The sequence below is a fragment of the Selenomonas sp. oral taxon 137 str. F0430 genome, assembly GCF_000183625.1.
GTDB classification, from domain to species: Bacteria; Bacillota; Negativicutes; order Selenomonadales; family Selenomonadaceae; genus Centipeda; species Centipeda artemidis.
The window spans coordinates 214,620-238,864 of the sequence record NZ_AENV01000006.1 but is presented as its reverse complement, the minus strand read 5'-3'; the positions used below and the strand labels follow the sequence as shown (position 1 = coordinate 238,864).

Annotated in this window: 31 protein-coding genes; all 31 read left to right on the top strand. The window is 54.7% G+C overall.

Annotation, left to right across the window (positions count from 1 at the left end; translation table 11 throughout):
• Nucleotide 1: 1 nt before the first annotated feature.
• The 31 genes from HMPREF9162_RS04870 (at nt 2) to HMPREF9162_RS04720 (ending at nt 24,241) form a co-directional block, all read left to right on the top strand.
• A complete protein-coding gene (locus tag HMPREF9162_RS04870) occupies nt 2-769 on the top strand; it encodes a hypothetical protein (RefSeq protein ID WP_009438527.1) in 768 nt (255 codons plus the stop codon).
• 92 nt (nt 770-861) lie between these two features.
• Nucleotides 862-2,766, top strand: coding sequence for a bifunctional 3'-5' exonuclease/DNA polymerase (locus HMPREF9162_RS04865; RefSeq protein ID WP_254655353.1), 1,905 nt, complete (start codon nt 862-864; stop codon nt 2,764-2,766).
• Between the two features lie 2 nt (nt 2,767-2,768).
• Nucleotides 2,769-3,197 (top strand): DUF4406 domain-containing protein, encoded by a 429-nt coding sequence (locus HMPREF9162_RS04860; RefSeq protein ID WP_037350227.1) that lies wholly within the window; start codon nt 2,769-2,771, stop codon nt 3,195-3,197.
• Between the two features lies 1 nt (nt 3,198).
• Nucleotides 3,199-5,691, top strand: coding sequence for a phage/plasmid primase, P4 family (locus HMPREF9162_RS04855; protein WP_009438444.1), 2,493 nt, complete (start codon nt 3,199-3,201; stop codon nt 5,689-5,691).
• A 209-nt stretch (nt 5,692-5,900) separates the two neighbouring features.
• On the top strand, nt 5,901-6,164 hold the full coding sequence (locus HMPREF9162_RS04850; RefSeq protein ID WP_217490383.1) for a VRR-NUC domain-containing protein: 264 nt from the start codon (nt 5,901-5,903) through the stop codon (nt 6,162-6,164).
• 4 nt (nt 6,165-6,168) lie between these two features.
• The gene (locus HMPREF9162_RS04845) at nt 6,169-6,519 is read left to right on the top strand and encodes a hypothetical protein (protein WP_009438432.1); all 351 of its coding nucleotides are present in this window, start codon (nt 6,169-6,171) and stop codon (nt 6,517-6,519) included.
• A 1-nt stretch (nt 6,520) separates the two neighbouring features.
• Nucleotides 6,521-6,925 carry a DUF1492 domain-containing protein gene (locus HMPREF9162_RS04840; RefSeq protein WP_009438487.1) on the top strand — a complete coding sequence of 135 codons (405 nt, stop codon included), beginning with the start codon at nt 6,521-6,523 and terminating at the stop codon, nt 6,923-6,925.
• A gap of 158 nt (nt 6,926-7,083) precedes the next feature.
• Nucleotides 7,084-7,440 carry an HNH endonuclease gene (locus tag HMPREF9162_RS11895; RefSeq protein ID WP_037350225.1) on the top strand — a complete coding sequence of 119 codons (357 nt, stop codon included), beginning with the start codon at nt 7,084-7,086 and terminating at the stop codon, nt 7,438-7,440.
• A gap of 112 nt (nt 7,441-7,552) precedes the next feature.
• Nucleotides 7,553-8,113, top strand: coding sequence for a P27 family phage terminase small subunit (locus tag HMPREF9162_RS04830; protein ID WP_009438332.1), 561 nt, complete (start codon nt 7,553-7,555; stop codon nt 8,111-8,113).
• A gap of 13 nt (nt 8,114-8,126) precedes the next feature.
• On the top strand, nt 8,127-9,392 hold the full coding sequence (locus HMPREF9162_RS04825) for a site-specific DNA-methyltransferase (protein ID WP_009438546.1): 1,266 nt from the start codon (nt 8,127-8,129) through the stop codon (nt 9,390-9,392).
• Nucleotides 9,392-9,931, top strand: a complete 540-nt coding sequence (locus HMPREF9162_RS04820) for an N-acetylmuramoyl-L-alanine amidase (RefSeq protein ID WP_009438454.1) — start codon at nt 9,392-9,394, stop codon at nt 9,929-9,931. The genes HMPREF9162_RS04825 and HMPREF9162_RS04820 overlap by 1 nt, the downstream gene beginning before the upstream one ends.
• Before the next feature lie 2 nt (nt 9,932-9,933).
• On the top strand, nt 9,934-10,215 hold the full coding sequence (locus tag HMPREF9162_RS04815; protein ID WP_009438483.1) for a hypothetical protein: 282 nt from the start codon (nt 9,934-9,936) through the stop codon (nt 10,213-10,215).
• A 117-nt stretch (nt 10,216-10,332) separates the two neighbouring features.
• Nucleotides 10,333-11,133 carry a hypothetical protein gene (locus HMPREF9162_RS04810; RefSeq protein WP_009438418.1) on the top strand — a complete coding sequence of 267 codons (801 nt, stop codon included), beginning with the start codon at nt 10,333-10,335 and terminating at the stop codon, nt 11,131-11,133.
• Complete coding sequence (locus HMPREF9162_RS04805; RefSeq protein WP_009438348.1) at nt 11,117-11,353, top strand: DUF4314 domain-containing protein; 237 nt, start codon at nt 11,117-11,119, stop codon at nt 11,351-11,353. Before HMPREF9162_RS04810 ends, HMPREF9162_RS04805 begins: the two co-directional genes overlap by 17 nt.
• Entirely contained in the window at nt 11,350-11,526 is a 177-nt protein-coding gene (locus HMPREF9162_RS04800; protein WP_009438557.1) for a DUF5049 domain-containing protein, read from the top strand. Before HMPREF9162_RS04805 ends, HMPREF9162_RS04800 begins: the two co-directional genes overlap by 4 nt.
• A 153-nt stretch (nt 11,527-11,679) precedes the next feature.
• Nucleotides 11,680-11,958 carry a hypothetical protein gene (locus tag HMPREF9162_RS04795; RefSeq protein ID WP_009438462.1) on the top strand — a complete coding sequence of 93 codons (279 nt, stop codon included), beginning with the start codon at nt 11,680-11,682 and terminating at the stop codon, nt 11,956-11,958.
• Nucleotides 11,959-12,137: 179 nt separating this feature from the next.
• Complete coding sequence (locus tag HMPREF9162_RS04790; protein ID WP_009438449.1) at nt 12,138-13,097, top strand: amidoligase family protein; 960 nt, start codon at nt 12,138-12,140, stop codon at nt 13,095-13,097.
• A 77-nt stretch (nt 13,098-13,174) separates the two neighbouring features.
• Nucleotides 13,175-13,639 (top strand): gamma-glutamylcyclotransferase family protein, encoded by a 465-nt coding sequence (locus HMPREF9162_RS04785; RefSeq protein ID WP_009438495.1) that lies wholly within the window; start codon nt 13,175-13,177, stop codon nt 13,637-13,639.
• A gap of 73 nt (nt 13,640-13,712) precedes the next feature.
• Entirely contained in the window at nt 13,713-15,314 is a 1,602-nt protein-coding gene (locus HMPREF9162_RS04780) for a terminase large subunit (RefSeq protein ID WP_009438577.1), read from the top strand.
• A gap of 13 nt (nt 15,315-15,327) precedes the next feature.
• Nucleotides 15,328-16,578: a phage portal protein gene (locus tag HMPREF9162_RS04775; RefSeq protein WP_009438354.1), complete on the top strand. Its 1,251-nt coding sequence runs from the start codon at nt 15,328-15,330 to the stop codon at nt 16,576-16,578.
• The gene (locus HMPREF9162_RS04770) at nt 16,568-17,257 is read left to right on the top strand and encodes a head maturation protease, ClpP-related (RefSeq protein WP_009438466.1); all 690 of its coding nucleotides are present in this window, start codon (nt 16,568-16,570) and stop codon (nt 17,255-17,257) included. Before HMPREF9162_RS04775 ends, HMPREF9162_RS04770 begins: the two co-directional genes overlap by 11 nt.
• 15 nt (nt 17,258-17,272) lie before the next feature.
• Nucleotides 17,273-18,448, top strand: coding sequence for a phage major capsid protein (locus HMPREF9162_RS04765; RefSeq protein WP_009438469.1), 1,176 nt, complete (start codon nt 17,273-17,275; stop codon nt 18,446-18,448).
• Between the two features lie 34 nt (nt 18,449-18,482).
• Nucleotides 18,483-18,758, top strand: coding sequence for a head-tail connector protein (locus tag HMPREF9162_RS04760; RefSeq protein WP_009438355.1), 276 nt, complete (start codon nt 18,483-18,485; stop codon nt 18,756-18,758).
• Nucleotides 18,759-19,097 carry a phage head closure protein gene (locus tag HMPREF9162_RS04755; RefSeq protein ID WP_009438405.1) on the top strand — a complete coding sequence of 113 codons (339 nt, stop codon included), beginning with the start codon at nt 18,759-18,761 and terminating at the stop codon, nt 19,095-19,097.
• A complete protein-coding gene (locus tag HMPREF9162_RS04750; RefSeq protein ID WP_037350222.1) occupies nt 19,090-19,488 on the top strand; it encodes an HK97 gp10 family phage protein in 399 nt (132 codons plus the stop codon). The genes HMPREF9162_RS04755 and HMPREF9162_RS04750 overlap by 8 nt, the downstream gene beginning before the upstream one ends.
• Nucleotides 19,485-19,847, top strand: a complete 363-nt coding sequence (locus tag HMPREF9162_RS04745) for a DUF3168 domain-containing protein (protein WP_009438536.1) — start codon at nt 19,485-19,487, stop codon at nt 19,845-19,847. Before HMPREF9162_RS04750 ends, HMPREF9162_RS04745 begins: the two co-directional genes overlap by 4 nt.
• Nucleotide 19,848: 1 nt before the next feature.
• Complete coding sequence (locus HMPREF9162_RS04740; RefSeq protein ID WP_009438477.1) at nt 19,849-20,448, top strand: major tail protein; 600 nt, start codon at nt 19,849-19,851, stop codon at nt 20,446-20,448.
• 11 nt (nt 20,449-20,459) lie between these two features.
• Nucleotides 20,460-20,774 carry a hypothetical protein gene (locus tag HMPREF9162_RS04735; RefSeq protein ID WP_009438386.1) on the top strand — a complete coding sequence of 105 codons (315 nt, stop codon included), beginning with the start codon at nt 20,460-20,462 and terminating at the stop codon, nt 20,772-20,774.
• A 185-nt stretch (nt 20,775-20,959) separates the two neighbouring features.
• The gene (locus HMPREF9162_RS04730) at nt 20,960-23,512 is read left to right on the top strand and encodes a hypothetical protein (protein WP_009438353.1); all 2,553 of its coding nucleotides are present in this window, start codon (nt 20,960-20,962) and stop codon (nt 23,510-23,512) included.
• The gene (locus HMPREF9162_RS04725; RefSeq protein ID WP_009438429.1) at nt 23,484-23,825 is read left to right on the top strand and encodes a hypothetical protein; all 342 of its coding nucleotides are present in this window, start codon (nt 23,484-23,486) and stop codon (nt 23,823-23,825) included. Before HMPREF9162_RS04730 ends, HMPREF9162_RS04725 begins: the two co-directional genes overlap by 29 nt.
• A 2-nt stretch (nt 23,826-23,827) precedes the next feature.
• Nucleotides 23,828-24,241, top strand: a complete 414-nt coding sequence (locus HMPREF9162_RS04720) for a hypothetical protein (protein WP_009438492.1) — start codon at nt 23,828-23,830, stop codon at nt 24,239-24,241.
• Nucleotides 24,242-24,245: the final 4 nt, after the last annotated feature.

Below are 24,245 nucleotides of genomic sequence, written 5' to 3'. Positions count from 1 at the left end.
CATGACAACCAAGACCAATAACGAAGTAGCAACGGTGGAGACGGGCGGATTTTCCAATATTGCCCGACTGACCGATCTCAAGAGCGAATTGATGGAATGTTGCGTGGGCATGGAGTTTTCCATGGATCGCATCAAGATGCCATCCGGCGTTTCCAAGTTTTTCACTGTTCCCGCCGATGGCGAGGAGGAACAGCAGGTAGCGGAGATTGTGGGGATCATCCTCCACAGCCATCCGTCCTTTTCCTATTACACCACGACATATCAAGGCGGAAGCAATCCTCCGGATTGCGGCTCCTTTGACGGCAGACAAGGTATCGGCAGCCCCGGCGGCGACTGCCGCAAGTGTCCTCATAACCGTTTTGGCAGCGGTACGGAGGGGCAGGGAAAAGCGTGTCAGAACCGCAAGATGCTGTATATCTTGCAGGAAGGTGAACTGCTCCCCATGATGCTCTCCCTTCCCGTCGGCTCTGTCCGCAAGTTTGAGGACTTTGTTAAGCTGTGGTTCGCCAAGCATATGAAGCTGCCGCATCAGATGGTGGTAAAAATATCTCTCAAGAAGGCACACAGTAATGCGACCAATCGCGATTTCTCTCAAGCCGTCTTTCAGCGTGTACGTGACCTCACCGACGGGGAAAAAGCGGCAACCGCTCCCTATGTTCAGCAGATGAGGGAGTATGCCCAAAATCTCACCACGGCTGCCCTTATTCCGGTGGATGAGGAAATCTTTGTTGACACTGAGACAGGCGAGATTATCCCGGCTTTGAAATAGGTTCTATATGTACTGCCCATGCGCCGGGGATACCATTCCTCGGCGTTACGGTAAGTGAGGTGAGTGAAATGAAACCGACAGTTTACAAATGCGTGACTACGGTTCAGGGCATTCGTGATTACTTGGGGGATGCAGAGATTATCGCTTTTGACTTTGAAACTGCACCGGACGAGGCCTATCGGGCTGAGGAGAAAGCCGCGCTTGATCCTGCAAGGGCGCATATTGTCGGCTGCGCTTTCTCCGCTTCGGAGAGAACGGGCATTTATGTTCCTGTTGCGCATAAAATTGGCGCAAATATTGACCGAACCGCGTTTTTCTTGTTTCTTGCCGATCTCCTTGCCAATCCCCACATCACCAAGGTCGCCCACAACATCGCCTTTGAATCCTCGATGGCATACGCGAGGGGCATCGTGATACAGCCGCCCGTCTATGACACAATAGCGGCGGCACAGATGACCTCGAGATCTGCATATGAGTTCCGCAGACTGAATGAAAGCGGGCTGAAACATTTAGCGGGAGAACTCTTGGAAGAGTCTCTTCCCACCTTCGCCGAGACGACGGGGGGAAAACACTTTGACGAACTTCCCGCACAGGACAAAGAAACTGTCCGCTATGGTGCAGCCGACGCAGATTTTTCTCTGCGTCTCTATCATACGTTCAACGGCTGGTTTGACCGTTATCTTCCCCGTCATCGGTGGATTGTGGAACACATGGAATCTCCCACGGCTATTTACTTGGGAGTGATGAAAAACAACGGCGTACCCATTGACCAATCTCTGATGCAGAAGCGAAAAGCCGAATCGGAAATGGAGATGGAGCGGATTCGGCAGGAAATCACGTTTCTCATTGGGGATGTGAACATCGGAGCCAACTGCTCAACCGCCGATTTCAAGAAATATCTCTTCGAGAGTCAAGGGCTGCCCGTCCTCAAGGTTACCAACAAATCCCAAGCCGCTCTGGACGATATGGCGATGGTTCTCCTCGGTGAATGGTGCGAGGAACATAAGCCGGAACTCGTGCCGCTCTTCAAGCTGGTGCAGGAATATCGGAGGTGGGGAAAGATACAGTCCACCTACATCGACGGTTACTTGAAATTCCTCAACCCCGTGACCAAAAGGTTGCATCCCGACATTTTCGCTCTTTCCACGGATACGGGCAGAATGAACTGCCGAAAGCCGAACTGCCAGAATATGCCGAGAAAGTCCAATGATCCCATCGGCGTTCGGAACTTTATCAAAGCACCGAGCGGTCACCTGATTTTATCCTTGGATTTTTCACAGATCGAATTGCGTGTCGGTGCGTTCTACTGCCGGGATGAGCGCATGATGGAGACCTACCGTGCGGGCGGCGATATTCACGCCGCCACGACCTGCGTCATTTTCGGCGTGACCGATGAGGAAGCCCAAGATAAGCATCGAGCCGACTACAAGGAGCGGCGCACCATCGCCAAAAATGTCAACTTCGGCACCTTCTACGGACTGTTCCCCCGCGGGCTGCAGAATACCCTCAAGTTCAAAGCGGGGGTGGAAAAGACGCTCCCGGAATGCGAGTCCGTCATTGCCAACCTCAAAGCCGGGTATCGTGAACTTTCCACGTGGCAGGAAGAGACGAAAGTACAGGCCGCGCGCAGGCTGTATTCGGAGACATGGCTCGGACGCAGGCGTTACCTTCCCGATATCCGCAGCAAGGAATGGGCAAGGAAGTCCTTTGCAGAGCGCTGCGCTCTGAACACTCCCATCCAAGGGACGGCGGCCGATATTTTGAAGCTGGCGATTGTCCGCATCTTAAAGGGATTGCCGGACAGACCCTGGCTGAAGCCGATCCTGCAGATTCATGACGAATTGACCTTCATTATCCCTGCCGGACGGCTCGATGAGGCGGTAGCGTTTATCCGTGCGTGCATGGAAGAACAGCCTTTCCCGGAATTTGACTTGCCTCTTATCGCCAAAGCCTCTGCCGGAGAAAACTTTGGCGCTATGGAGGAACTGGAGGTGTGATTATGTTCAAAAACACTGAGGGCTATCCAGACCCTACGGCAGGGACGGCCATGAGCCGGGTGCTGAAGGAGTATAAACAGAGACAGCGGCGGCGCTTTGCCGCCAAGAATCGCAGGAAGATTTACGTGGTGTCAAAGTACGCCGGAGACGTCGCGACCAACAAAGAGAATGCCGTCCGGTTCTGCCGTTATGTCATAGGTCGGGGGAATATGCCCGTGGCGAGCCATCTTCTCTATCCGCAGATTTTGAATGACAGCTCCCCGCATGAACGGGAAATGGGCTTGATGTTCGGGCTTGCCCTTCTTGCGCTGTGTGACGAGGTATGGATCTTTACGGAAAACGGCGAAATTTCCTCCGGCATGAAGAGGGAAATCGAGGAAGCCAAGCGACTGGGGATTCCTGTACGGCAGCCGGATATGGGAGAGTGTTGATATGAACGTCACGGCGATGGATGTCCTCGGCTGCCTGTTCAATCCCGCTGAAACCGTTTGCTTCCGTGTCTTTGAGGACAGGAAGGACGGCGTGTTCCACGGAGCAAAACTGGAATGTGAGTGCGGGAAATACATGGGCATCGAGGAAACGCTCAAAAAGCACAACGCGCAGAATCGCGGCGTTTTCTTCGTGGTGAACTACGGCGGTCACGACGATGGGGCAATCACCCGCATCAACGCCCAGTTTTTCGAGATGGACGACGGCACTTTCGAGGAGCAGCAAGCAAAGATTGACGCATTCCCTTTGCCGCCGTCGATGGTGATAAAGACCAGAAAATCCCTGCACGTCTACTACTTTATGGACGGCACGGCACGGGTGGAGCGTTTTCGCACGATCCAGCAACAGCTGGTGAAGCAGTTTGACGGCGATCCGGTCTGTGTCAACGAATCCCGCGTCATGCGCCTTCCCGGTTTCCTTCACTGCAAGAAAGAGCCGGTCAGCGTGGAGTGCATCAGCTTTCACCCGGAACGGAAATACACACAGGATCAGTTGTCCGATGCATTGCCGGAGATGGATGAGCAGACGGTAGAGAAGAAGTCCGGCAATGACCGGGGACTGGACATTGTCATGCGCTCCTGCGATTTTTTGAAGCATTGCCGGGATGATGCGGCGAACCTTTCCGAGCATGACTGGTATGCCATGATTACGAACCTTGCGCCCTTTGACGGCGGGACGGCGCTGATTCATGCTCTTTCCGCGCCGTACCCGGGGTACAGCGAGAACGGTACGCAGAAGAAAATCAATCACTTCTTGGAGAGCGGTACAAAGCCAATCACCTGCAAGGTTATCTTCGAGAAGGGATTCAAGTGTCCCAAATTTCTCGCAGGAGTGTGTTCGGTGAAGTCTCCGGCAGCACTATGTTTTCAGCCCCTGAATACGGACGCTTTGATGGCCGTTTTGGCAGAAATTCCCGTAACCGGGGACACGCTGAAGGACTTGCAGGCGGCAAAGGACTTTGTGACGGACTATCTCTACAATCAGGACGTCGTCGTCGCCGATGTGATGATCAACGCCGAAATTCGCGAGCACTTCAAACTCCGTGCGAACTTCTTGAAATCGCTGAATGCGGCGTACAAAGAAGTCAGCCGTCAATATCAATCCGGCAAGGAAGCAAAACGCGCTCAAGCGGGAAGCTTCGTGCCGGACTGGTACGAGCCGACCAAGAGCGGGCTACGTTTCCTGCCGGGCGTCCTGGCAAAGGAAATGGCGGGAGCGCAGCAGGTGTTCTATGCAGCGGAGCAACATTTCTGCTATCGGGCGGGCGTCTATCATGAAATGCCCGAGATGGAAGCCCAGCGGATGGTGCAGGAAAAACTCCTGCTCCGTGAGTCGCGGATGCGCCATATCGTTGATGCCGAAAAACAGTGGCGGCTGCTTGTGCAGCGGGATGTGCGGGAACTCAATGCAAATTCCTTTATCATCAACGTGAAAAACGGTCTCTATAACGTGTTGGAGGATACCCTATCTGTGCATACCCCGGATTATTGCTCCACGGTGCAGCTGAATGTCGCCTATGACAAGGGAGCGGACTGTCCCCGTTTCAAGCAGTTTCTTGCCGAATCCATGGGCGGCGATATGGCACAGGTGGCACTCTTGCAGGAGATGTTGGGCTACTTTCTCATTCCGGTGAATTCTGCCCAGAAATGTTTTGTCATCGTGGGTGTTGCGAGCGCCGGAAAGTCCGTCCTCCTGCGTGTCCTGAATGACGTCCTCCTCGGCAAGCAGAATGTGTCCAATGTGTCGTGGCAGGCGCTGAACGAGCGGTTCAAAACGGCGGAGCTGTTTGGGAAATTGGCAAACATTTTCGCCGACCTCCCCACGAAGAACATCGACGACAACGGCATTTTCAAGGCACTGGTGGGCGAGGACTATCTGACCGTGGAAAAGAAAAACAAGAATCCGTTTTCCTTCCAATCTACGGCGCGGCTGCTGTTTTCCTGCAACAGCATACCCAAGAACTATGGGGACAAGTCCGAGGGATTTTATCGCCGGCTTATCATCGTGCGGTTCAATCATTCTGTGCCAAAGGAAAAGCGCGACCCGGAGCTTTTGGAGAAGTTCCGCGCCGAGGCGGACGGGATTTTTCTCTTTGCCCTCCAAGGTCTGCGGCGGCTTATGGGAAATCACTATGTATTCTCCGAGACGGAAAAGAACCGGACGGAGCTTCAGCAATACCGGGAAGAATCCGACTCGGTGCTGTCCTTCGTCAAGGAGCACTGCATCGTTCTGTCGGAAGGAGACGGCTGCGTTGGATCTACGGAGCTGTGGAGTGCTTACAAAGGCTACTGCGAGGAGTGCGGTCTTAAACCTTACTCGCAGAAAACCTTTGTGCAGCAGATCATGACCGCCTTTCCCCATTTGGAGCGGAAGATTGACCGTATTGCCAAGCGACGTGTTCTCGTCGGCATCAAACTCGGGGAAATCCTTGCGTGACAAGGTTTCGAAAGGATTTTTATGAACGGAAAAGGAACGGTTCGGAACACGTGGAACACGAAAAGCCCTATTTCTATATATATTATAAAAAATACCACCCATTTATTTTTTATAGAAAATGTATATAGTAATCGCTTTTCTCGTGTTCTATGTGTTCCAACCCTTGAAAATAAAGGAAAGTGGTGGAACACATGAAAGAATCGTCAATCGTGAAATCCATTCTGACGTACTTGAAATCCCGCCCGGACTGCTTCTGCTGGAAGGCTCATGGAGGGCTGTACGGAACGGCGGGAATCCCGGACATCATCGCCTGTATTGGCGGTAAATTTTACGGATTTGAGGTCAAGACCGAGCGCGGCAAGCCTACGGCACTGCAAGAAGCGACCATACGAAAGATCAATGCGGTCGGCGGTATAGCCGCAGTGGTTCGTTCTGTGGCTGATGTCAAGGCTGTGTTGGAAGAGGGGAGATGATCCTGTGGATGCATACGAAGTTCTGGCAAACGCTATCATAACGCAGGCCGCCGACGACTATCGGAAAGCCGCAAAGTTCCTCAAAAAGAACCCTCGCACAAAGGAACTGGAGGATCGTGTCGCGGCGCGGCTTGCTAAAAAGAAAAAACTGCGCGAGGAGCATAAGAAAGGGCGTCTCCCCGTCGGGAAAGAGAAAAAGAGCAGGGAAGAGCGCCTGTTGGATTCCATTCGGGAGAGCGAGCAGATGGTTGCAGAGACGGTGCGGTTCTTCCACTCCAAGTGGTTTACGCAACTGACATCGATTGACGGACATCGGCTTTTTGAGCAGATCAAGAAAGATTTGGAGGATGATTGAGATGGCTGTAAAAGAATATTTGGGGCGGGCGTTACAATTGGATCAGCTGATTCACTCCAAGATGGAGGAAGTGAATCAATTCCGCAGACTTGCCGAGAGCATCAGCGCCGGCTGCTTGGAGGAGCACGTCAGCCGCAGCGCACCGGAGGAGGCCTCCTATACCAAGTGGGTAGAGCGCATCGTGGAGAAGGAAAAGGAACTGGATGCAGATATCGACCGATTGGTAAGCGTGAAGATGGAAATCAGCGGTTTTATCGGCAGAGTCCGCAATCCACAATGGCAGTGTCTTCTGCGTAGTCGTTACGTAATGGGAAAATCATGGGCGCAAATCGCCGAGGAGATGGATTGCAGTCTGCGCTCCGTCCATCGTCTTCACAAAAAAATCATAAAAAATCTCGAAAATTGACACACCGTGTCACTCGAATGGTATCTGTTGGCACTACTTGTCACATTGCGTGTCACACGCTTGACATGGTAATCTATATCATAGAAAAGTGTAAGCGACAGCCTCCAATGGGAGCAATCCCTGCGGAGGTTTTTTCATGCCGAGATGGAGGTGAAGCGATGCCGAGAAAGCCGAAGCGCCCCTGCCGTATGACAGGCTGTCCGAACCTCACAGACAGAAAAAGCTGTTACTGTGAGACGCATGAGAAAGTCGTGCAGCGACATTACGAGCATTTTTCCCGTGGCTACGATCAGCACGAGAGGTATGGTAGCGTATGGCGCAGGATTCGAGATAGACACTTGGCGGGGCATCCGCTCTGTGAGATGTGTAAAGAGCAGGGCAGATACGTCCTTGCGACACTCGTGCATCACATACGTCCACTCTCGGACGGCGGCACACATGAGGAGAGCAATTTGATGTCGCTCTGCGTGTCTTGTCATGAGCGGATTCATCAGCGTTGCAGTGGCGACCGCTAGATCCCCTAGGGGGCGGTCAAATCTCTAAAACCGCGCCGTTACTGGACCGGGGAGGGGGCGTACGCACAAAAACATCGGTTCAAACGGGGTATTAAAGGAAGGGGGCGATAAGATGGCGCGTGACGGTACAAATCGCGGCGGACGGCGCATCCGGGCGGGAGACAAACCCGAAGCACTGGCAGACAAAATTGCAGGCGGGCGAACGGCGCACATCATGGAGTTCCCCATGACGGAACTGGACGGCACAGATCTTGTGGATGCCGCCGACCTCTACGGCGAGGAGATGCCGACCCCGAGCGAGTTCCTGTCGGCACGGCAGAGGAACGGAAAACCGCTCGGTGCAGACGAGATTTTCCGCGAGACGTGGCTGTGGCTCAAGGAGCGCGGCTGTGAGCGTCTCGTGAATCCTCGCCTGATTGAAAGCTACGCGCAGGCATTTGCCCGCTTCATTCAGTGTGAGGAAGCAATGAGTCAATACGGGCTCATTGGCAAACATCCGACCACAGGCGGAGCGATTGCAAGCCCCTTTGTCCAGATGGGACAGGCATTCCAGAAGCAGTCCAATCTGCTCTGGTATGAGATATTTGACATCGTAAAGCAGAATTGCACGACTACATTCGTCGGCTCTCCGCAAGAGGATCGGATGGAGCAGCTGCTGCGCTCGAGGAAGTAAGGAGGGAAGTCATTTGAACAAAACAACATCGGAGATGAAGCTCGTTCCAATCGAGAGACTCGTTCCGTATGCCAACAATGCACGGACACACTCGCCGGAGCAGATCAACAAGCTGCGCGGAAGTCTGCGGGAGTTCGGATTCGTGAGTCCCGTCATCATCGACAAGGACTACGGCATTCTCGCAGGGCATGGGCGTGTTGCGGCGGCACGGGCGGAGGGTATGGAGAATGTGCCGTGCGTATTCGTCGACCATCTGACGGAAGCGCAAAAGAAAGCGTACATCCTCGCAGACAACCGTTTCGCACTCGATGCAGGATGGGATGAAGATATGCTGCGCGTCGAGATGGAAGCCTTGCAGGGTATGGACTTCGATGTATCTCTCACGGGCTTCGATGAGTCCGAGATTGCTGACCTGCTCTCCTTGGATGGTGGGGAGGCGCAGGAAGATGACTTCGACGTGGACGCAGAGTTGGCAAAGCCCTGCGTTGCCAAAACAGGAGATGTCTGGCATCTCGGCAAGCACCGTGTCATCTGCGGAGATTCCACTCTCCCGGAGACATACGAGCGTCTGCTTGGCGGCGAGAAGGTCAATCTCGTCTGCACGGACCCGCCGTATTTTGTGGCTCTGGAAAGTTCCTCCGGGAAAATAAAGAACGACGATCTGAATGACAAGGACGCCTACGAGTTCCTCAAATCTGCCTTTACCGCCTTCCACTCGGCAATGGCGACAGACGCTTCCATCTACGTTTTCTACGCAACAGCAAAAGCCCGCATCTTTCATGACGCTTATGAGGATGCGGGCTTTAAAGTTGGCGCGGGCTTGGTTTGGAAGAAAGACCGACTGGTTCTTACGCGCACGGACTGGAAGTACATCCACGAGCCAATTATCTGGGGATGGAGGAAGGACGGACGGCACAGGTGGTACGGCGATCAGAAGCAGACCACTGTCTTTGCATTTGACCGTATCAAGGACTCGAAGAAGGACGGCTGCGGACATCCGTCCTCGAAGCCCGTGCCGCTTATCGCGTATCTCATCAAGCAGTGTACGCAGACGAACGGCATCGTTCTCGACGGCTTCCTTGGTTCTGCATCAACGCTCATCGCCTGTGAGCAGTTGAACCGTATCTGCTATGGCGTGGAACTTGAGCCGAAGTTCGTGGATGTCGCTGTTGAGAGGTACATTCAGAGCAAAGACGGGAATGCCGAAGATGTGTTTTTGGAACGTGACGGTGAGCGCATTCCGTATGCGGACGTGCCGAAATCGAAGGAGAAATCTTGATGCGTGTGTTTTTGAATCCGGGTCATGCACCGGATGGCAATCCAGACCCCGGTGCGTGCGGCTACGGACTGCGCGAGTGTGATGTGGCAAAGAACGTCGCTGACCTTGTTGCGGGCTATCTCGCTGCAGCAGGTGTAGAGGTAGTTGGCACTTTGCAATCCGACAGCCTACACGAAGTCGTCTCGGCTTCCAATCGTGCGGATGCCGATGTGTTTATCTCTGTTCACTGCAACGCTTGTAACGGCAGTGCGAACGGGACAGAGGTCTGGCACTTCTACGGAAGCGGCGCAGGGGAGACACTGGCAAACTGCATTCAGAACCAGATTGTCACATCACTCGGAACTACGGATCGCGGCACAAAGGGCGCAAAGCCCGGTGTCAACGGTCTGTATGTTCTGAGCAACACTGATGCGGTCGCAGTGCTTGTGGAGCTTGCGTTTATCGACCATGCGGGCGATGCGCAGTTGCTCCGCAGCCGGCAGGATGAATTTGCCCGCGCCATTGCGCGTGGGGTAACGGACTATGAAGGAGCGTGTTGAAGATGAAACTGGAACACATTCAAAACGAACTGAAGAATCATGTGGGGGATTTTGTACGGACGGAAGCGAAGGAAGCGACCGTCCTCTGGATGCACGAGAAGGGGCTTCCCGCAGCGCGTGAGGTGTCGGCGGCGTACACGGCGGCACTTCGCGAGAGTGCAGAGAAGGAGACGGGATGGTGCAGATTCCGTGACCGCATCTTCCTGCCGCTTGTTATCGACGGGGCGATCTGGATGACAGGCAAGATGCTCGAACGCATGACGGTATCCTTGGCAGGGAAATGATGGGCATAAGATCTATTTGATGAGATAGAGTTGGTGTATACAACAGAATCCGCTTGCTAATTCTTCCCACGTGAGTGATGAATGTAATGACCAAAGTACATGAAGGAGGTAGTCACCATGAAGGTCAATTACAACATCCAAAAGGAAGAGCGCAAGGCGATGGTCGCGGTAGTCAGCAAGGTGCTCGACACGAAGCCCGTCTACTGCGGCGCACCGACATTTTCCTACATGATTGGAGCATTCGAGATCACGAAGGACGGCGGTCTTTGCTTCGACGATGTCACCGACGAAGCGACCGTTGCGTGTGTGCGCACGGCACTGCGCGAAGCGGGCTTTATGTCCAAGGGCGGGGAGGACGAGACTTCCTGCGCGGCCACAGGGGCAGACGCGCCGAGCCGGACGGAAGCTGTCGCGGCTGAACCATCCGCAGTAGAAACGGCGGCAGAACCTGCTCCGACCGAGGAAGAGATGTCAGAACCCGACGAGGACAGCCTTTCCATCAGTCTCCCACGCAGCCTTTTCACGGAGACATCACTGAAGAATCTGGACGTACTCCTCCTGAGCAAGGGGCGGCTGATTCGTCACGCCTTTGACATCAGGGAAGCGACCTACACGCTCACCGATGACCGCATCACCTTTGCATGGCTGCACGGGACGATCACCGACGAGACGGCAAAGGCATACGCCGAGTTTATCAGCAAACTCTGCCTGATGGCGCGGACGCAGAATCGTGTCACGGCGAAGGAGAAGATTGTGGACAACGAGAAATACGCATTCCGCTGCTTCCTCCTGCGTCTTGGCATGATCGGCAATGCCTACAAACAGTCGCGCAAGATTCTTCTGCAGAACCTCACGGGCAGTAGCGCCTTTAAGAGCGGACATCGGAAGGAGGATGAGGATCATGCGGTTTCCGAGTAAGGAACAGATCACCGTGCTTCGAGAGCGGTACCCACGCGGGACGAAGGTGGAACTTCTCGGAATGGACGATCCGCAAGCACCACCCAAAGGGACGATGGGCGAGATTCTGGGCGTTGACGATGCGGGACAGCTTCTCGTCCGATGGGCGACAGGCTCCTCGCTCAGTCTGATCCCCGGTGTGGACTCCTTCCGCATCGCAGAGAAAGGCGGCAGGTCATGAACGAGAGGATTTTCACGCAGATCATGGATATCCGCGATTCGGGGCGGGTGAATATGTTCGACATTCCCGCTGTTCAGAGGATGGCGTTTAAGATGGAATTCTACGAACTCATCTGCTTCATCGAAGAGAACCGTGCGGCGTATGTACGCTTTATCCTCACGGGCGAAGAGTAAGTTTTACGGCTTCTTACACAGCCTTTCGGGGCTGTGTTTCTCTCGAAAAATAAGTGTAGTTTATCCGAAATATGACTTGCTATATTCTGCGTTTAGAGCAAATATGTCAATGACAAAGGGAACAACCTACACACAGAAAGCGAGGAACACAAAATGAAAAGCGCAGAAGCAAGATGGCCGAAGACCACCACGATGGAGCACCTCGATGAAATGCGGTTCGGGACGAGCGGCGCGATCCTGCGCTACGGCGAACAGATCCTTGTCGTCGGGATGGAGTGTTGGGGTTTCCACGCAGCCGTCTACGAGATGGTCGAAACGCCGGAGGAGACGGGATTTGCGGATATCGAATGCCGCCTGAACCTTGTCGAAGCCGCCAAGGAGCTTTTCGAGGACGGCGGGCGCGCGATGGCTTGGTGCATGAAGCGCATCTAAGCCGCTCCAAGAGGAAAAACAGCCCTTCGGGGCTGCTTCTCGTTGCACCGTATGATACGCCGTAAAAAATCTGCAAAATGTCAAGTATACTCCGCTATTCGCTTGCTATATGTGGCTTTTAGAGCCATGTATATACACGAGGAAAGCCCATAGGACGGCGAAGAAAGGGGCGCTTCCAAATGAAAGCGGAAACGGCACGGCAGATTGCAGACATGAAAAGGCAGACCATCGGGGTGGAAGTCGAGATGTACGGCATTACCCGCAGGGACGCCGCGGGCATTGCGGCAGACTTCTTCGGCACGGGAGTCGTCAAGGACACAGCACACCGCAACGGATACTGCACATGGAGCGCATGGGATGCTAAGGGACGCGAATGGAAATTCCAGCGCGACGTTAGCATCGACGCCGCCGGCAGCGCGGAGCAGACCGAACTGGTCACGCCCATCCTCCGCTACGAGGACATCGCGTCCTTGCAGGAACTTTTGCGCAGACTGCGCCATGCAGGAGCAAAGAGCAACCCCGCCCATATGTGCGGCGTACACATTCACATCGGCAAGGGCGACCATACGGCGAAAACCATCCGCAACCTCGCGAACCTGATGGCAAGTCACGAAACACTCCTGATCGCCGCGATGCGCATCGACCAAAGCCGCATCGGACGCTACTGCAGGACGGTGGATCGCAACTTCCTCGACCGGCTCAACAAAGAAAAGCCGCAGACAATGGAAAAGCTCGCAGACATCTGGTACGAAGGGAATTGTGTTGTACATGGCAGAGGACATCACTACAACGGCTCACGCTACCATTGCCTGAATCTCCACGCGACCTTCACGAAAGGCACCATCGAATTCCGCCTCTTCCAGTTTGCCAATCCCACGGCAGAGCGTAAGGGCGGTATCCACGCAGGGGAAATCAAGAGCTACATCCAGCTTTGCCTTGCCCTTTCCGAAATGGCAAAGACAGTAAGGACGGCAAGCCCCAAAGAACCACAGCGGGAGAACCCGAAATTCGCAATGCGGACATGGCTGATGCGCCTCGGCTTCATCGGCGGGGAATTCGCCACGGCGCGGGACATCCTCACGAGGAACCTTGTAGGCGACGCCGCTTTCCGCTTCGGCAGGAGCACCCCTTCGGCATAAATGCCAAAGACCCGACATTGCCCGCCTTCTGGCGGGCTTGGGGCGGTAGAAAGGATGTTCCTTCGGAAGCGGAAAGGATGATGAAGATGAAAACGAAGATTTACATTGCTTACGGCTCAAACATGGATGAGCGGCAGATGGCGTTTCGCTGCCCGGAGGCGGAGCTTCTGGGGACGGGAATCCTCGAAGGCTGGCGGCTCACGTTCAAGGGGAGCAAGACGGGAGCGTATGCGACCATCGAGAAAGAGAAGGGGCTGACCGTCCCGATTCTGCTCTGGCGTATTTCGGACAAGGACGAGGAACGGCTTGACCGCTACGAGGGATTCCCGACGTTCTACTACAAACGGACAGTCCAAGCCGTGAGAACCGATGCAGACGGAAAGCCCTGCGGCATGACGCGAGGAATGGCGTACATCATGCACGAGGAGCGCAAACTGGGACTGCCCGCCGTCGATTATCTTGCCGTCCTCGATGAAGCCTATCGGAAATTCGCCTTTGACGAGGAAATCCTCGCTGTGGCATACGAATACAGCAGCAAATAAACAATACACAATTTGCCGAGAACCGCCTGCGGGCGGTTTTCTCGTTTGCGTACACTCGGAAGGGGGTGACTTCATGCGGAAACTGACGGATTACAAGCCGACAAAGTTCATGGCAGAAAACGCACACTATGACAAAGCAGCTGCGGACTATGCTGTGGGCTTTATCGAGTGCTTGTGCCATACGAAGGGGACGTGGGCAGGAAGGCCCTTTGAACTCATCGACTGGCAGGAGCGCATTATCCGAGACATTTTCGGAATTCTGAAGCCGAACGGCTATCGCCAGTTCAATACGGCGTATGTGGAGATTCCCAAGAAACAGGGAAAATCAGAGCTTGCCGCCGCCATCGCACTCCTCCTCTGCTGCGGAGACGGTGAGGAGCGAGCCGAGGTGTATGGCTGTGCTGCTGATCGTCAGCAAGCAAGCATCGTATTCGAGGTCGCAGCCGACATGGTGCGGATGTGTCCCGCACTCAGCAAACGGGTGAAGATCCTCGCCTCCCAGAAGCGTATGGTCTATCTGCCGACGAACAGTTTCTATCAGGTACTCTCGGCAGAGGCATACTCAAAGCACGGCTTCAATATCCACGGCGTGGTATTTGACGAGCTGCATACACAGCCGAATCGCAAGCTCTTTGACGTTATGACGAAAGGCTCCGGTGATGCGCGAATGCAGCCGCTTTACTTCCTTATCACCACAGCAGGGACGGATACACAGTCCATCTGCTACGAGACACACCAGAAAGCGAAGGATATTCTCGAAGGGCGAAAGATCGACCCGACCTTCTATCCCGTGATCTACGGAGCGAAGGAGGATGAGGACTGGACAGACCCCGAGGTCTGGAAGCGGTCGAATCCGTCGCTCGGGATTACAGTCGGCATTGACAAGGTACAGGCGGCCTGCGACTCCGCACGGCAGAATCCCGCCGAGGAGAACAGCTTCCGACAGCTGCGGTTGAATCAATGGGTGAAGCAGTCCGTACGGTGGATGCCGATGGACAAGTGGGATGCGTGCGCCATACCTGTTGACGCTGAGTCCTTAGAAGGGCGCGTCTGCTACGGCGGGCTTGACCTTTCCTCCACGATGGACATTACGGCATTTGTTCTTGTGTTTCCTCCGACGGATGAAGATGATTCCTTTTCCGTCCTTCCGTACTTCTGGATTCCCGAGGAGAATATCGATCTGCGTGTACGGCGCGACCATGTGCCGTATGACGTGTGGGAGAAGCAGGGCTTTCTCATGACCACCGAGGGGAATGTCGTGCATTACGGATTTATCGAGGCGTTCATTGAGAAACTGGGCGAGAAGTACAACATCCGCGAGATTGCTTTCGACCGATGGGGCGCGGTGCAGATGGTACAGAACCTAGAGGGCATGGGATTCACCGTTGTTCCGTTCGGGCAGGGCTTCAAGGATATGAGTCCGCCGACCAAGGAGCTGATGAAGCTGACTCTGGAAAAGAAAATAGCGCACGGCGGGCATCCCGTCATGCGCTGGATGGCAGACAACATCTTCATTCGCACCGATCCTGCGGGCAACATCAAGGCGGACAAGGAGAAGTCCACGGAGAGAATCGACGGTGTAATTGCGCTCATCATGGCACTCGACCGTGCGATTCGCTGTGGGAACGACGCATCGGAATCGGTGTATGAAAATCGTGGTGTGTGGGTGTTTTGAAATGGAGGATTCTATGAACCTATTCAGCAAACTCTTCCGTTCGCGGGACAAGCCTACGAATCATCTCGGCGGCGTGTCCTTTTTGTTTGGTCAGACGGCGGCGGGCAAGGCGGTCAACGAGCGGACGGCAATGCAAACGACGGCAGTCTACGCCTGTGTGCGTATCCTCGCCGAATCCATCGCAGGGCTACCTCTTCACGTCTATGCCTATCAAGGTCAGGGCAAGGAGCGCGTGCCGGAGCATCCGTTGTATTTCCTGCTCCACGATGCGCCGAATCCCGAGATGACCTCCTTTATATTTCGCGAAACCATGATGAGTCACCTTCTTTTGTGGGGGAATGCCTACGCACAAATTTTGCGGGATGGCAGAGGGCGTGTTCTCGGACTCTATCCGCTGCTCCCGGACAAGATGGAGGTCGGTCGCGACAGCCGCACGGGGGAACTCTACTACACCTACACGAGAAGCACGGAGGAGAATCCGAACTTCAAAGATAAGGGGCAGATTCGTTTGCGACGCGAGGATGTCCTCCACATTCCGGGACTCGGCTTTGACGGACTTGTCGGCTATTCTCCCATTGCTATGGCAAAGAATGCCATCGGCATCGCTCTGGCAACGGAAGAGTATGGCGCGGCATTCTTCAAGAACGGTGCGCGTCCGGGCGGCGTGCTTGAGCATCCGGGCGTTCTGAAAGACCCGTCGAAACTGCGAGAGAGCTGGCATGCCGTCTACGGCGGCACGATGAACACAGGCAGGATTGCCGTCCTCGAGGAAGGGGTAAAGTATCAGCAGATTGCCATACCGCCCGAGGAGGCTCAGTTCCTTGAGACGAGGAAGTTCCAGATCGACGAGATTGCACGGCTCTACCGTGTGCCGCCGCATATGGTCGGGGATTTGGAGAAATCCTCGTTTTCCAATATCGAGCAACAATCGCGTGAGTTCGTCAAATACACTTTGAATCCATGGGTCGTTCGTTGGGAGCAGTCCCTGCAAAAAGCACTGCTGACGGACAAGGAGCGGAAGGATTACTTCATCCGTTTCAACGTGGACGGACTGCTGCGCGGGGATTACAAGAGCCGCATGGAGGGATATGCCATCGGGCGACAGAACGGATGGCTCTCGGCGAACGACATCCGCAGCCTTGAGGACATGAATCCCATCGAAGCGGAGGAGGGCGGCGATCTCTATCTCATCAACGGGAACATGACAAAACTGAGGGACGCAGGTTTATTCGCCAACAAGAAAGGAGAGGGCGATGAAACGTAAATTTTGGAACTGGGTTCGGAACGAGGGAGAGAAGCGTGTCTTGCTTCTGGACGGTGAAATCTCAGATGAAACATGGTGGGGCGATGAAGTCACACCTCAGATGTTTCGCTCCGAACTGAACGCCGCCGAGGGAGATATTGACCTCTGGATCAACTCGCCGGGCGGGGACTGCTATGCAGCGGCACAGATCTACAATATGCTCATGGAGTATAAGGGAAATGTCGCCGTCAAGATTGACGGGATTGCCGCGTCTGCTGCATCCGTTGTTGCAATGGCAGGATCAACGGTTGAGATTTCTCCCTTGGGGATGTTGATGATCCACAACCCGATGACCGTCTCCATCGGGGATACACACGAGATGGAGCGGACAATCACGTTCCTTGCCGAGATCAAGGAGAGCATTATCAACGCCTACGAACTCAGGACGGGACTTTCCCGTGCGAAGATTTCACGGCTGATGGATGCCGAGACGTGGATGAATGCAAAGAAGGCGGTGGAGCTTGGATTTGCGGATTCCGTTCTCTATGAGAACAGGGAACATCTCACAAGTGCTGCGGCAGATGGGCTGATCTTCTCCCGTGCCGCCGTCACGAATTCCCTGCTCTCGAAATTCGGGCAGGGAACACACAATGTCAATGCAGAGCCGCTCAAACGACGGCTCTTTTCTATTTCACACTAACGGAGGGACAAACACATGGATAAGATCATGGCAATGCGCGAGAAGCGTGCAGAAATGTGGGAACAGGCAAAGCAGTTTCTGGATTCTCACGAAAAGGACGGGCATCTCACAGCCGAAGATGCCAAAGCATACGAGCAGATGGAGAACGAGGTGCTTGCACTCGGCAAGGACATTGAGCGCATGGAGCGTCAGGCAATTCTTGACGCGCAGCTCGCAAAGCCGACCGCAGCAGCGATTACCAATCTGCCGGGCGCAGGATTCGCTTCCGAAAAGACAGGTCGTGCAAGCGAGGCCTACCGTGCGGCGATGCTGAAGGCACTCCGCACGAACTTCCGTCAGGTGGAGAACGTCCTGCAGGAAGGTGTGGATGCAAACGGCGGCTATCTCGTTCCCGAGGAATATGACAAGCGTCTCATCGACGTACTCACTGAAGAGAACGTCCTGCGTCCGCTTGCAACGACGATCACGACGAGTGGGGAGCACAAGATCAACATCGCCGCGACGAAGCCTGCGGCATCGTGGATTGAGGAGGGGGCTGCGCTCACCTTCGGTGAGGCGACCTTCGACCAGATCGTCCTCGACGCACACAAACTCCACGTCGCGGTCAAGGTGACGGAGGAGCTGCTCTACGATAACGCCTTCAACCTTGAGAACTACCTCATTGAGCAGTTCGGCAAGGCGCTCGGCAACGCAGAGGAGGATGCTTTCCTGAACGGCGATGGGACGCACAAGCCGAAGGGACTTCTCACCTCGGCAAAGACATCCGTCACCACGGCGGCGGCAGACATCAAGGCGGACGAACTCGTGACGCTCGTCTACAGCCTCAAGCGTCCCTACCGCAAGAATGCGGCGTTCATCGTCAACGACCAGACACTTGCCAGCATCCGCAAGCTCAAGGACGCGAACGGTGCGTATTTCTGGCAGCCGTCGTATCAGATGGGCGAACCTGATCGTCTGCTCGGCTATCCTGTGTACTCCTCGGCGTATATGCCCGCTGTCGCGGCGGGCAAGACTGTCATTGCGTTCGGGGATTACTCCTACTACAACATCGGGGATCGCGGCACCCGCGCCCTGCAGGAACTCAAGGAGCTGTTTGCGGGTAACGGCATGATCGGCTACGTTATGAAGGAGCGCGTGGACGGAAAGCTCGTTCTTGAGGAAGCCGTGCAGACGCTCAAGATGAAGGGTTGATGTATGTTTTGCGGCAAAGAGGGGAGGTGGTTTTATGCTTGTGCCGCTTGCAGCAGTCAAGCAGTATCTTAGGATTGACGGGGATGAGGAGGACGATCTCCTCATGCACTTTACGGAAACGGCAGAACAGATTTGCACGGCACTTCTGCGCGTGAAGAAGCTGTCCAAGGTCGAAGATCAAGCAATCGTGCGTGTCGCGGTGCTCTACGCCGTATCCTATCTCTATGAACACAGAGAGGAAGCGGATCACAGAGGGCTTGCGCTGACACTGCGCTCGCTCCTCTTTGGTGTGCGGAAGGAGGTCTTTTAGATGAAGGTGTCTATGAGCGAACTGCGTCACAGAATTTCTATCCTGCGCCCCGTGACGGATACGGATGATGAGGGAAATATCCTCTCCTCATCTGCGCAGGAGATTTCAAAGGCGTGGGCGCTCGTTCTGCCCTTTGCCGCGAAAATCTCCGACGGTTATGCGGAGAAGGTGCAGGAGGTGGATTACCGCATCGTCATTCGTTACTGTGCGGATGTGCGCGTGACGGATCGTATCCGTTGGGGAGATAAAACGCTCACGCCGATTGCGCCGCCCTATCCGCTCGGTGGGAAGAAATGGTGGCTTGTTCTGGAATGCAGGGAGTTGGTGGAAGATGGCTAGATACCGAGGATTCGTCTCTGCCGAGAAGATATTGTCCGAACTCGGCGCAGAGGCGACGGCTGCAGCAAAGGCAGCACTCGCACACGGCGCAGACGATATGGTCGCAGAGGCAAAGAACCGTTGTCCCGTCTATGCGGGAACAGATAAGCGCGTGGTAAAGGGTGCGCTCCGTGACTCCATCCATAAGCGACTGCGACGCAAGGACGGCTCCGTCTGGCGCATTGCGGCAGATGCGGAGTCTCAAGATGGCGTATTCTACGGTACACTCGTCGAATTCAGCCCGCGCATCAACAAGCCGTTTCTCTATCCCGCGCTCGACGCTAAGAAGGACAGTATTCGTTCTGCCATTGTTGATGCTGTCCGAGCGGCAATACGGAGGCGGGGAAGATGAGTATTGCAAAGATAGTGTACCAATCTCTTGTATGCTCTAAGGAGCTGACGCAGCTTCTTGCACATGGGAGAAAGGGCATCTACCACGGGCGCAGTCCCAATGCAGGGACGTATCCCGTTCTCGTTTACTCCGTTATTTCGGATGTTCCTGCGCTCTCGGCAGACGGTGCGGAACTGGAACGGCGCGTGACAGTGCGCATCCACATTCTGACGAAGGACGGGAGATTCCGAGAGATTCATAAAGTGGTGCAGAATGCGCTTTTGCCGCTCGGCTTTGTCCGTACACAGACGCAGGAGTTCGTTGAGAAAGATATATTCGTGGAAATTACAGATTACAGAACAGCAGTGGAGGGAGAATAAAATGCCGGGACCAACACCAACAGCAAAGCCCGCAGGGAATCTGACAAGCGGGCAGTTCATCAACATCCAGAAACTTCATATCGCCAAGATGCTCACCGACGTGGCAGGAGGGGCGGCGACCTACGAGGTTCCGATCCCGCTCGGGAAGCTCCTGCGAAAGGTAGACATCAAGCCACAGACGAATCAGGCGGAACTTTTCGCGGATGGTCAGTCCGTGGATACGGCATCCAATACTGCATCCTACGATCTGACGTTTGACACGGCTGCGCTTCCTTTGGAATACACGGCGTACCTTCTGGGACACAGTATCGAGAATGGCGTGATGAAGGCGGGCAAGGAAGATGTCGCTCCGTACTTCGCCGTGCTCTTTCAGTCGGATAAGCGCAACGGGAAGAAGCGTTTCACCAAGTTTTACAAAGTCCAATTCACGGAACCCTCTGAGAGCGGCAACTCGAAGCAGGAGAGCATTCAGTTCGACACGCCGACGCTGACGGCAAAGGCAATCTATCGACTCTCGGACGGGCTGTCCTACGCCAAGGCAGACGAGGAGGCGGCGGGCTTTGCCGCAGAGACGGGGACGAAGTGGTACGAGCAGGTATGAGGGAGGAACTTATGGAAACACCGAAACTGCATATTGCTGGCAGGGAGATCGTGCCGAACCCTCCGAAGATGAAGGTGTGGCGCGAGTTCCTTGCCTTTTTTGATGCTGACAAACAGGACATGAATCTTGAGGACTTCTTGGATGCACACGTCCGTCTGATCGTTCTTGGATTCGGACGGGAGGAAGTGACACGAGAATCCGTGGAGGAGAATGTGGATGTTGCGGACATAGTGCCTCTCACACGTGCACTCTTCCGATGGATTCAGTCGCTGACCTTTTCAAAACTGGTGAACCTCCCAAACGGAGAGACGGGGAAAGAGGCGTAGTTCTTTCTCCGTACCAGAATTTACTGCGCTATTACGAGCGGCTGCAGTCCGCCTACGGGTGGACGATGCACGAGGTTGATTCCCATGAGGTCGTTTTTTTGCTCGATCAGCTTGTGGTAACGGCACTGTGCGAACAGCAGCAATGTGAACGCTATATTGACGACGTGATGTAGGGAGGGGATAGGGTGGCAAAGCGCGGACAAAAGATTGATGAACTCTATCTCGACATCGGTCTCAACATCGCACAGCTGCAGCTGGACTTTGACACGGCGGGCAAGACCGTCTCAGATTCCATCGCACGGCTCAACAGCAAGGCAAACAACATTCACCTCAAACTGGATGCCGACCTTGCCAAACTCGACGGTGTGGGTACGGAACTAGACAAGATCAAGGTGCGCCATCAGGCGATCAACCGCGAACTGGATATTCAGCGGCAGAAGGAACAGATTCTTGCCGCTGTTTTGCAGTCTGCCAAGAAGAATGACGGCGTGGATAGTGCGTCCTATCGGCGTGCTGAAAGTAACCTGTTACGTCAGCAACGGACAGTTGCGCAGACCGAAGCCGAGGTGCGGAAACTGAATCATCGCCTCAAGGAGAGCGCGGTTCTCTCCGGCACGCTCGGCGGACGTATCTCAGCGGGCATAACGGCGGCACAGGCGGGTGTCAAGAATCTAACGAGCGGATTCAATGTTCTCTCGACAAAGATGGCCGCCGTTATGGCCGTCGCGGCAACCGGCGCAGGGCTGTTCAACATCACCAAGGACGCAATGCTTGCGGGCGAGAATGTCTACAAGCTGACGCAGCGACTTCACGTCTCTGCGAGTGAGGCGGCGACACTCAATCGGGTGTTTCAGCTTGCGGATACGGACATCAAGAGCGTCATTCCACTGATCGCTCGTTTGGACAAACAGGTGGGATCTGCGGGTGAGAGCGGCAACGATACTGCCCGTGCCCTTTCACGTTTCGGCATCGCACTCAAAGATCAGCAGGGCAATCTCCTGCCGCTCAATGAGCAGTTGGCGCAGCTTGCCAAGGGCTACAAAACCGCAAGCGAAGCGGGGATGGAGGAAGCATATACCGCAGAAGTGCTCGGAGCACGCGGGGCGGCGCTCATTCCGATTCTCGAACAATATGAAGACCTTATGACGATTTCTTCTCGCGTCAAGACCACGGGGCTGCTCGACCCCGCACAGGCGCATGAGACCTATCTCAAATGGCGTGCGATGGAGATGGAAGCGGGACAGCTGAAACTTGCCCTTGGTGCGGCACTCCTTCCTGTCGCCGAGGAACTCATGCCCGAGATCAACGATGGATTCCAGACATTCATCGAGACGATTCGCGACAACAAGGACGAGATCAAGGATGCCGTCCTTGGATGGGGAGAGGCATTAAAGACCGTCGCAGAGCTTGCGGGTTTTGTCGGCGAGCAGATTCATAAGGTCAATGAACACGCCGAGGCGAATGCGTGGCTCATGAAGAATCACCCCGTGGCTGCGCCCCTTATCCCGATTCCGTTCCTCGGTGGTACGGTTCTTGATGCGCTCTACGGGGATGAATACAAGCGTTACCAAGAACAGCAGAAGATTGCCAAAGAGAAAGCGGCGGCAGAGGAGAAGGCACGTGCCGAAGCGGAGAAGAATGCCAAGGCACAGGAGCAGAATGCCAAAGCTGCGGCAATCCGTGCGGCGGCTGAGAAAGATGCCGCAAAGACGGTCAGTGAATCCGCAAAGGCGACCACACAACTAACAGACAGCTTATATACACTGACACACACGGACATCCAAAACAGTCTTCGTGCACTGGATCGTGAATCCTTTGAGTTCTTCCGGAAGGGCGCAGATCCGCATCTGATCGACGAATACCGCTTGGCAAAGGAAGCGAAGATTTACGCCGACTTTCAGCGCGACGTTGTGGACAAGGCGAATGCGCTCTATAAGACCGATTTGCAGAACAAGCTGGACTCCATCGCCCGCGAAGCCGATGCCTTTCGGCAGAGGGGCTTGGACGAACTCCAAACACAGGTGTGGCTCAGTGAGAGCAAGGCGCGAGTGATGGAGCAGTGGGAGAAGGATGTAGCGGGGAGTATCCGCTCCATTTGGAAAACGGAACTTGAGAACCGCCTTGCTGAGATTGAACGCGAGAAGGATGCGTGGGTGCAGAAGGGACTGGACGAGGTCGAAGCGACGCGCTGGGCGGAGAAGCAGAAACTCGATGCCAAGCGTAATGCCGCTCTGGAGGTTCTGCGCTCCCAGAAAGAGGAACTGAAGGTATTCAAGCAGTCCGGGCAGGTTGGGCTGATGGAATACCTTCGCAAGAAGAACAAGTTTACGGCAGAGGATCTGGGGCTGACACCGGAGCTTCTCCAACAGTTCCAGTCCGGGCGCAAATGGGCGATGGAGAATCTCCTGCCGAATTTCGCTCCCGAGAAGCGTGAGGACAGTTCCCGCATCCGTGTGAATGGGCAGGAGTTCTCATACGCACAGATGATGGCAGGATTGGGGCAACAAGCGCAGAGCATCCAAACTGCGGGGCAGAATGTTCTTTCCTCTCAAAATACTCCCCAGTCCGCGCCATCCATGACGGACAACCGCCAAATTCACATACAGGTGCAAATCGAGAACGCTGTCACGGAGGACAACGAGGGAATGCGGATGCTTGCCGATCACGTTGCCGACCGCATTCGTCCTGCCGTCGAAAACGCGCTTGGGGGTGATTCCAATTCATATTCAAATTGGTGAGGTGCGAACGCTCTCCGTTGAAAACTGGCAGATTGTTCCCGACGACCGTCAGCAGCTTTTGGAGATTGTTGGCGGTGCTGTGGTGCAGGATTTCGGACACATCACGGAGGGCGACCGTATTTCCTGCTCCGTTGTTGTGACCGTCGCCGACTGGGAGAAAATCAAAGGCTATTGGGACAGCCGTGCGATGGTGTCCGTGACCGATGAGGGCGGGAACATCCTGCCCTCCATGCGCGTTGTGGTGAAGTCCTACGAGTATATGGCGTATTTCCCGAAGGTATATAAACTGTCTCTGGAATTTTGGAGGGTATGACAATGGCAGAACTGCTGCATATCTATATGAACAATCCAACCGAGGGTGGCAAGGACGGGACGGAGGTCAGCTCCGGTACGGAACTCGCGCCCATCTCCGTTCTCCTCGATGCGGGCAAGGGCGAGCAGAAAGCTGTCAAATGCGCCGTGCGGTGCGAGAGCGGCTTCCATATCGACGGAGTCTTGACGATCAAGTTTGTCGGTGATCATGCGGATAAGTGGAAAATTGCTCTGCATAACGGATACACTGCCGAAACGGTATTGGAGTCCGCCGAGTGGAAAGACAGTATCTCATTATCCAATGTTGCTGATAAGAATACGATTTTCTGGGTCAAGGCACTCAGCAGTGCAGATGAACAGCCGCAGCAGGATACGAGCGTGGACATTCAGGCAGAGGGGCTTTTGGTGTCGGACTGAGGAG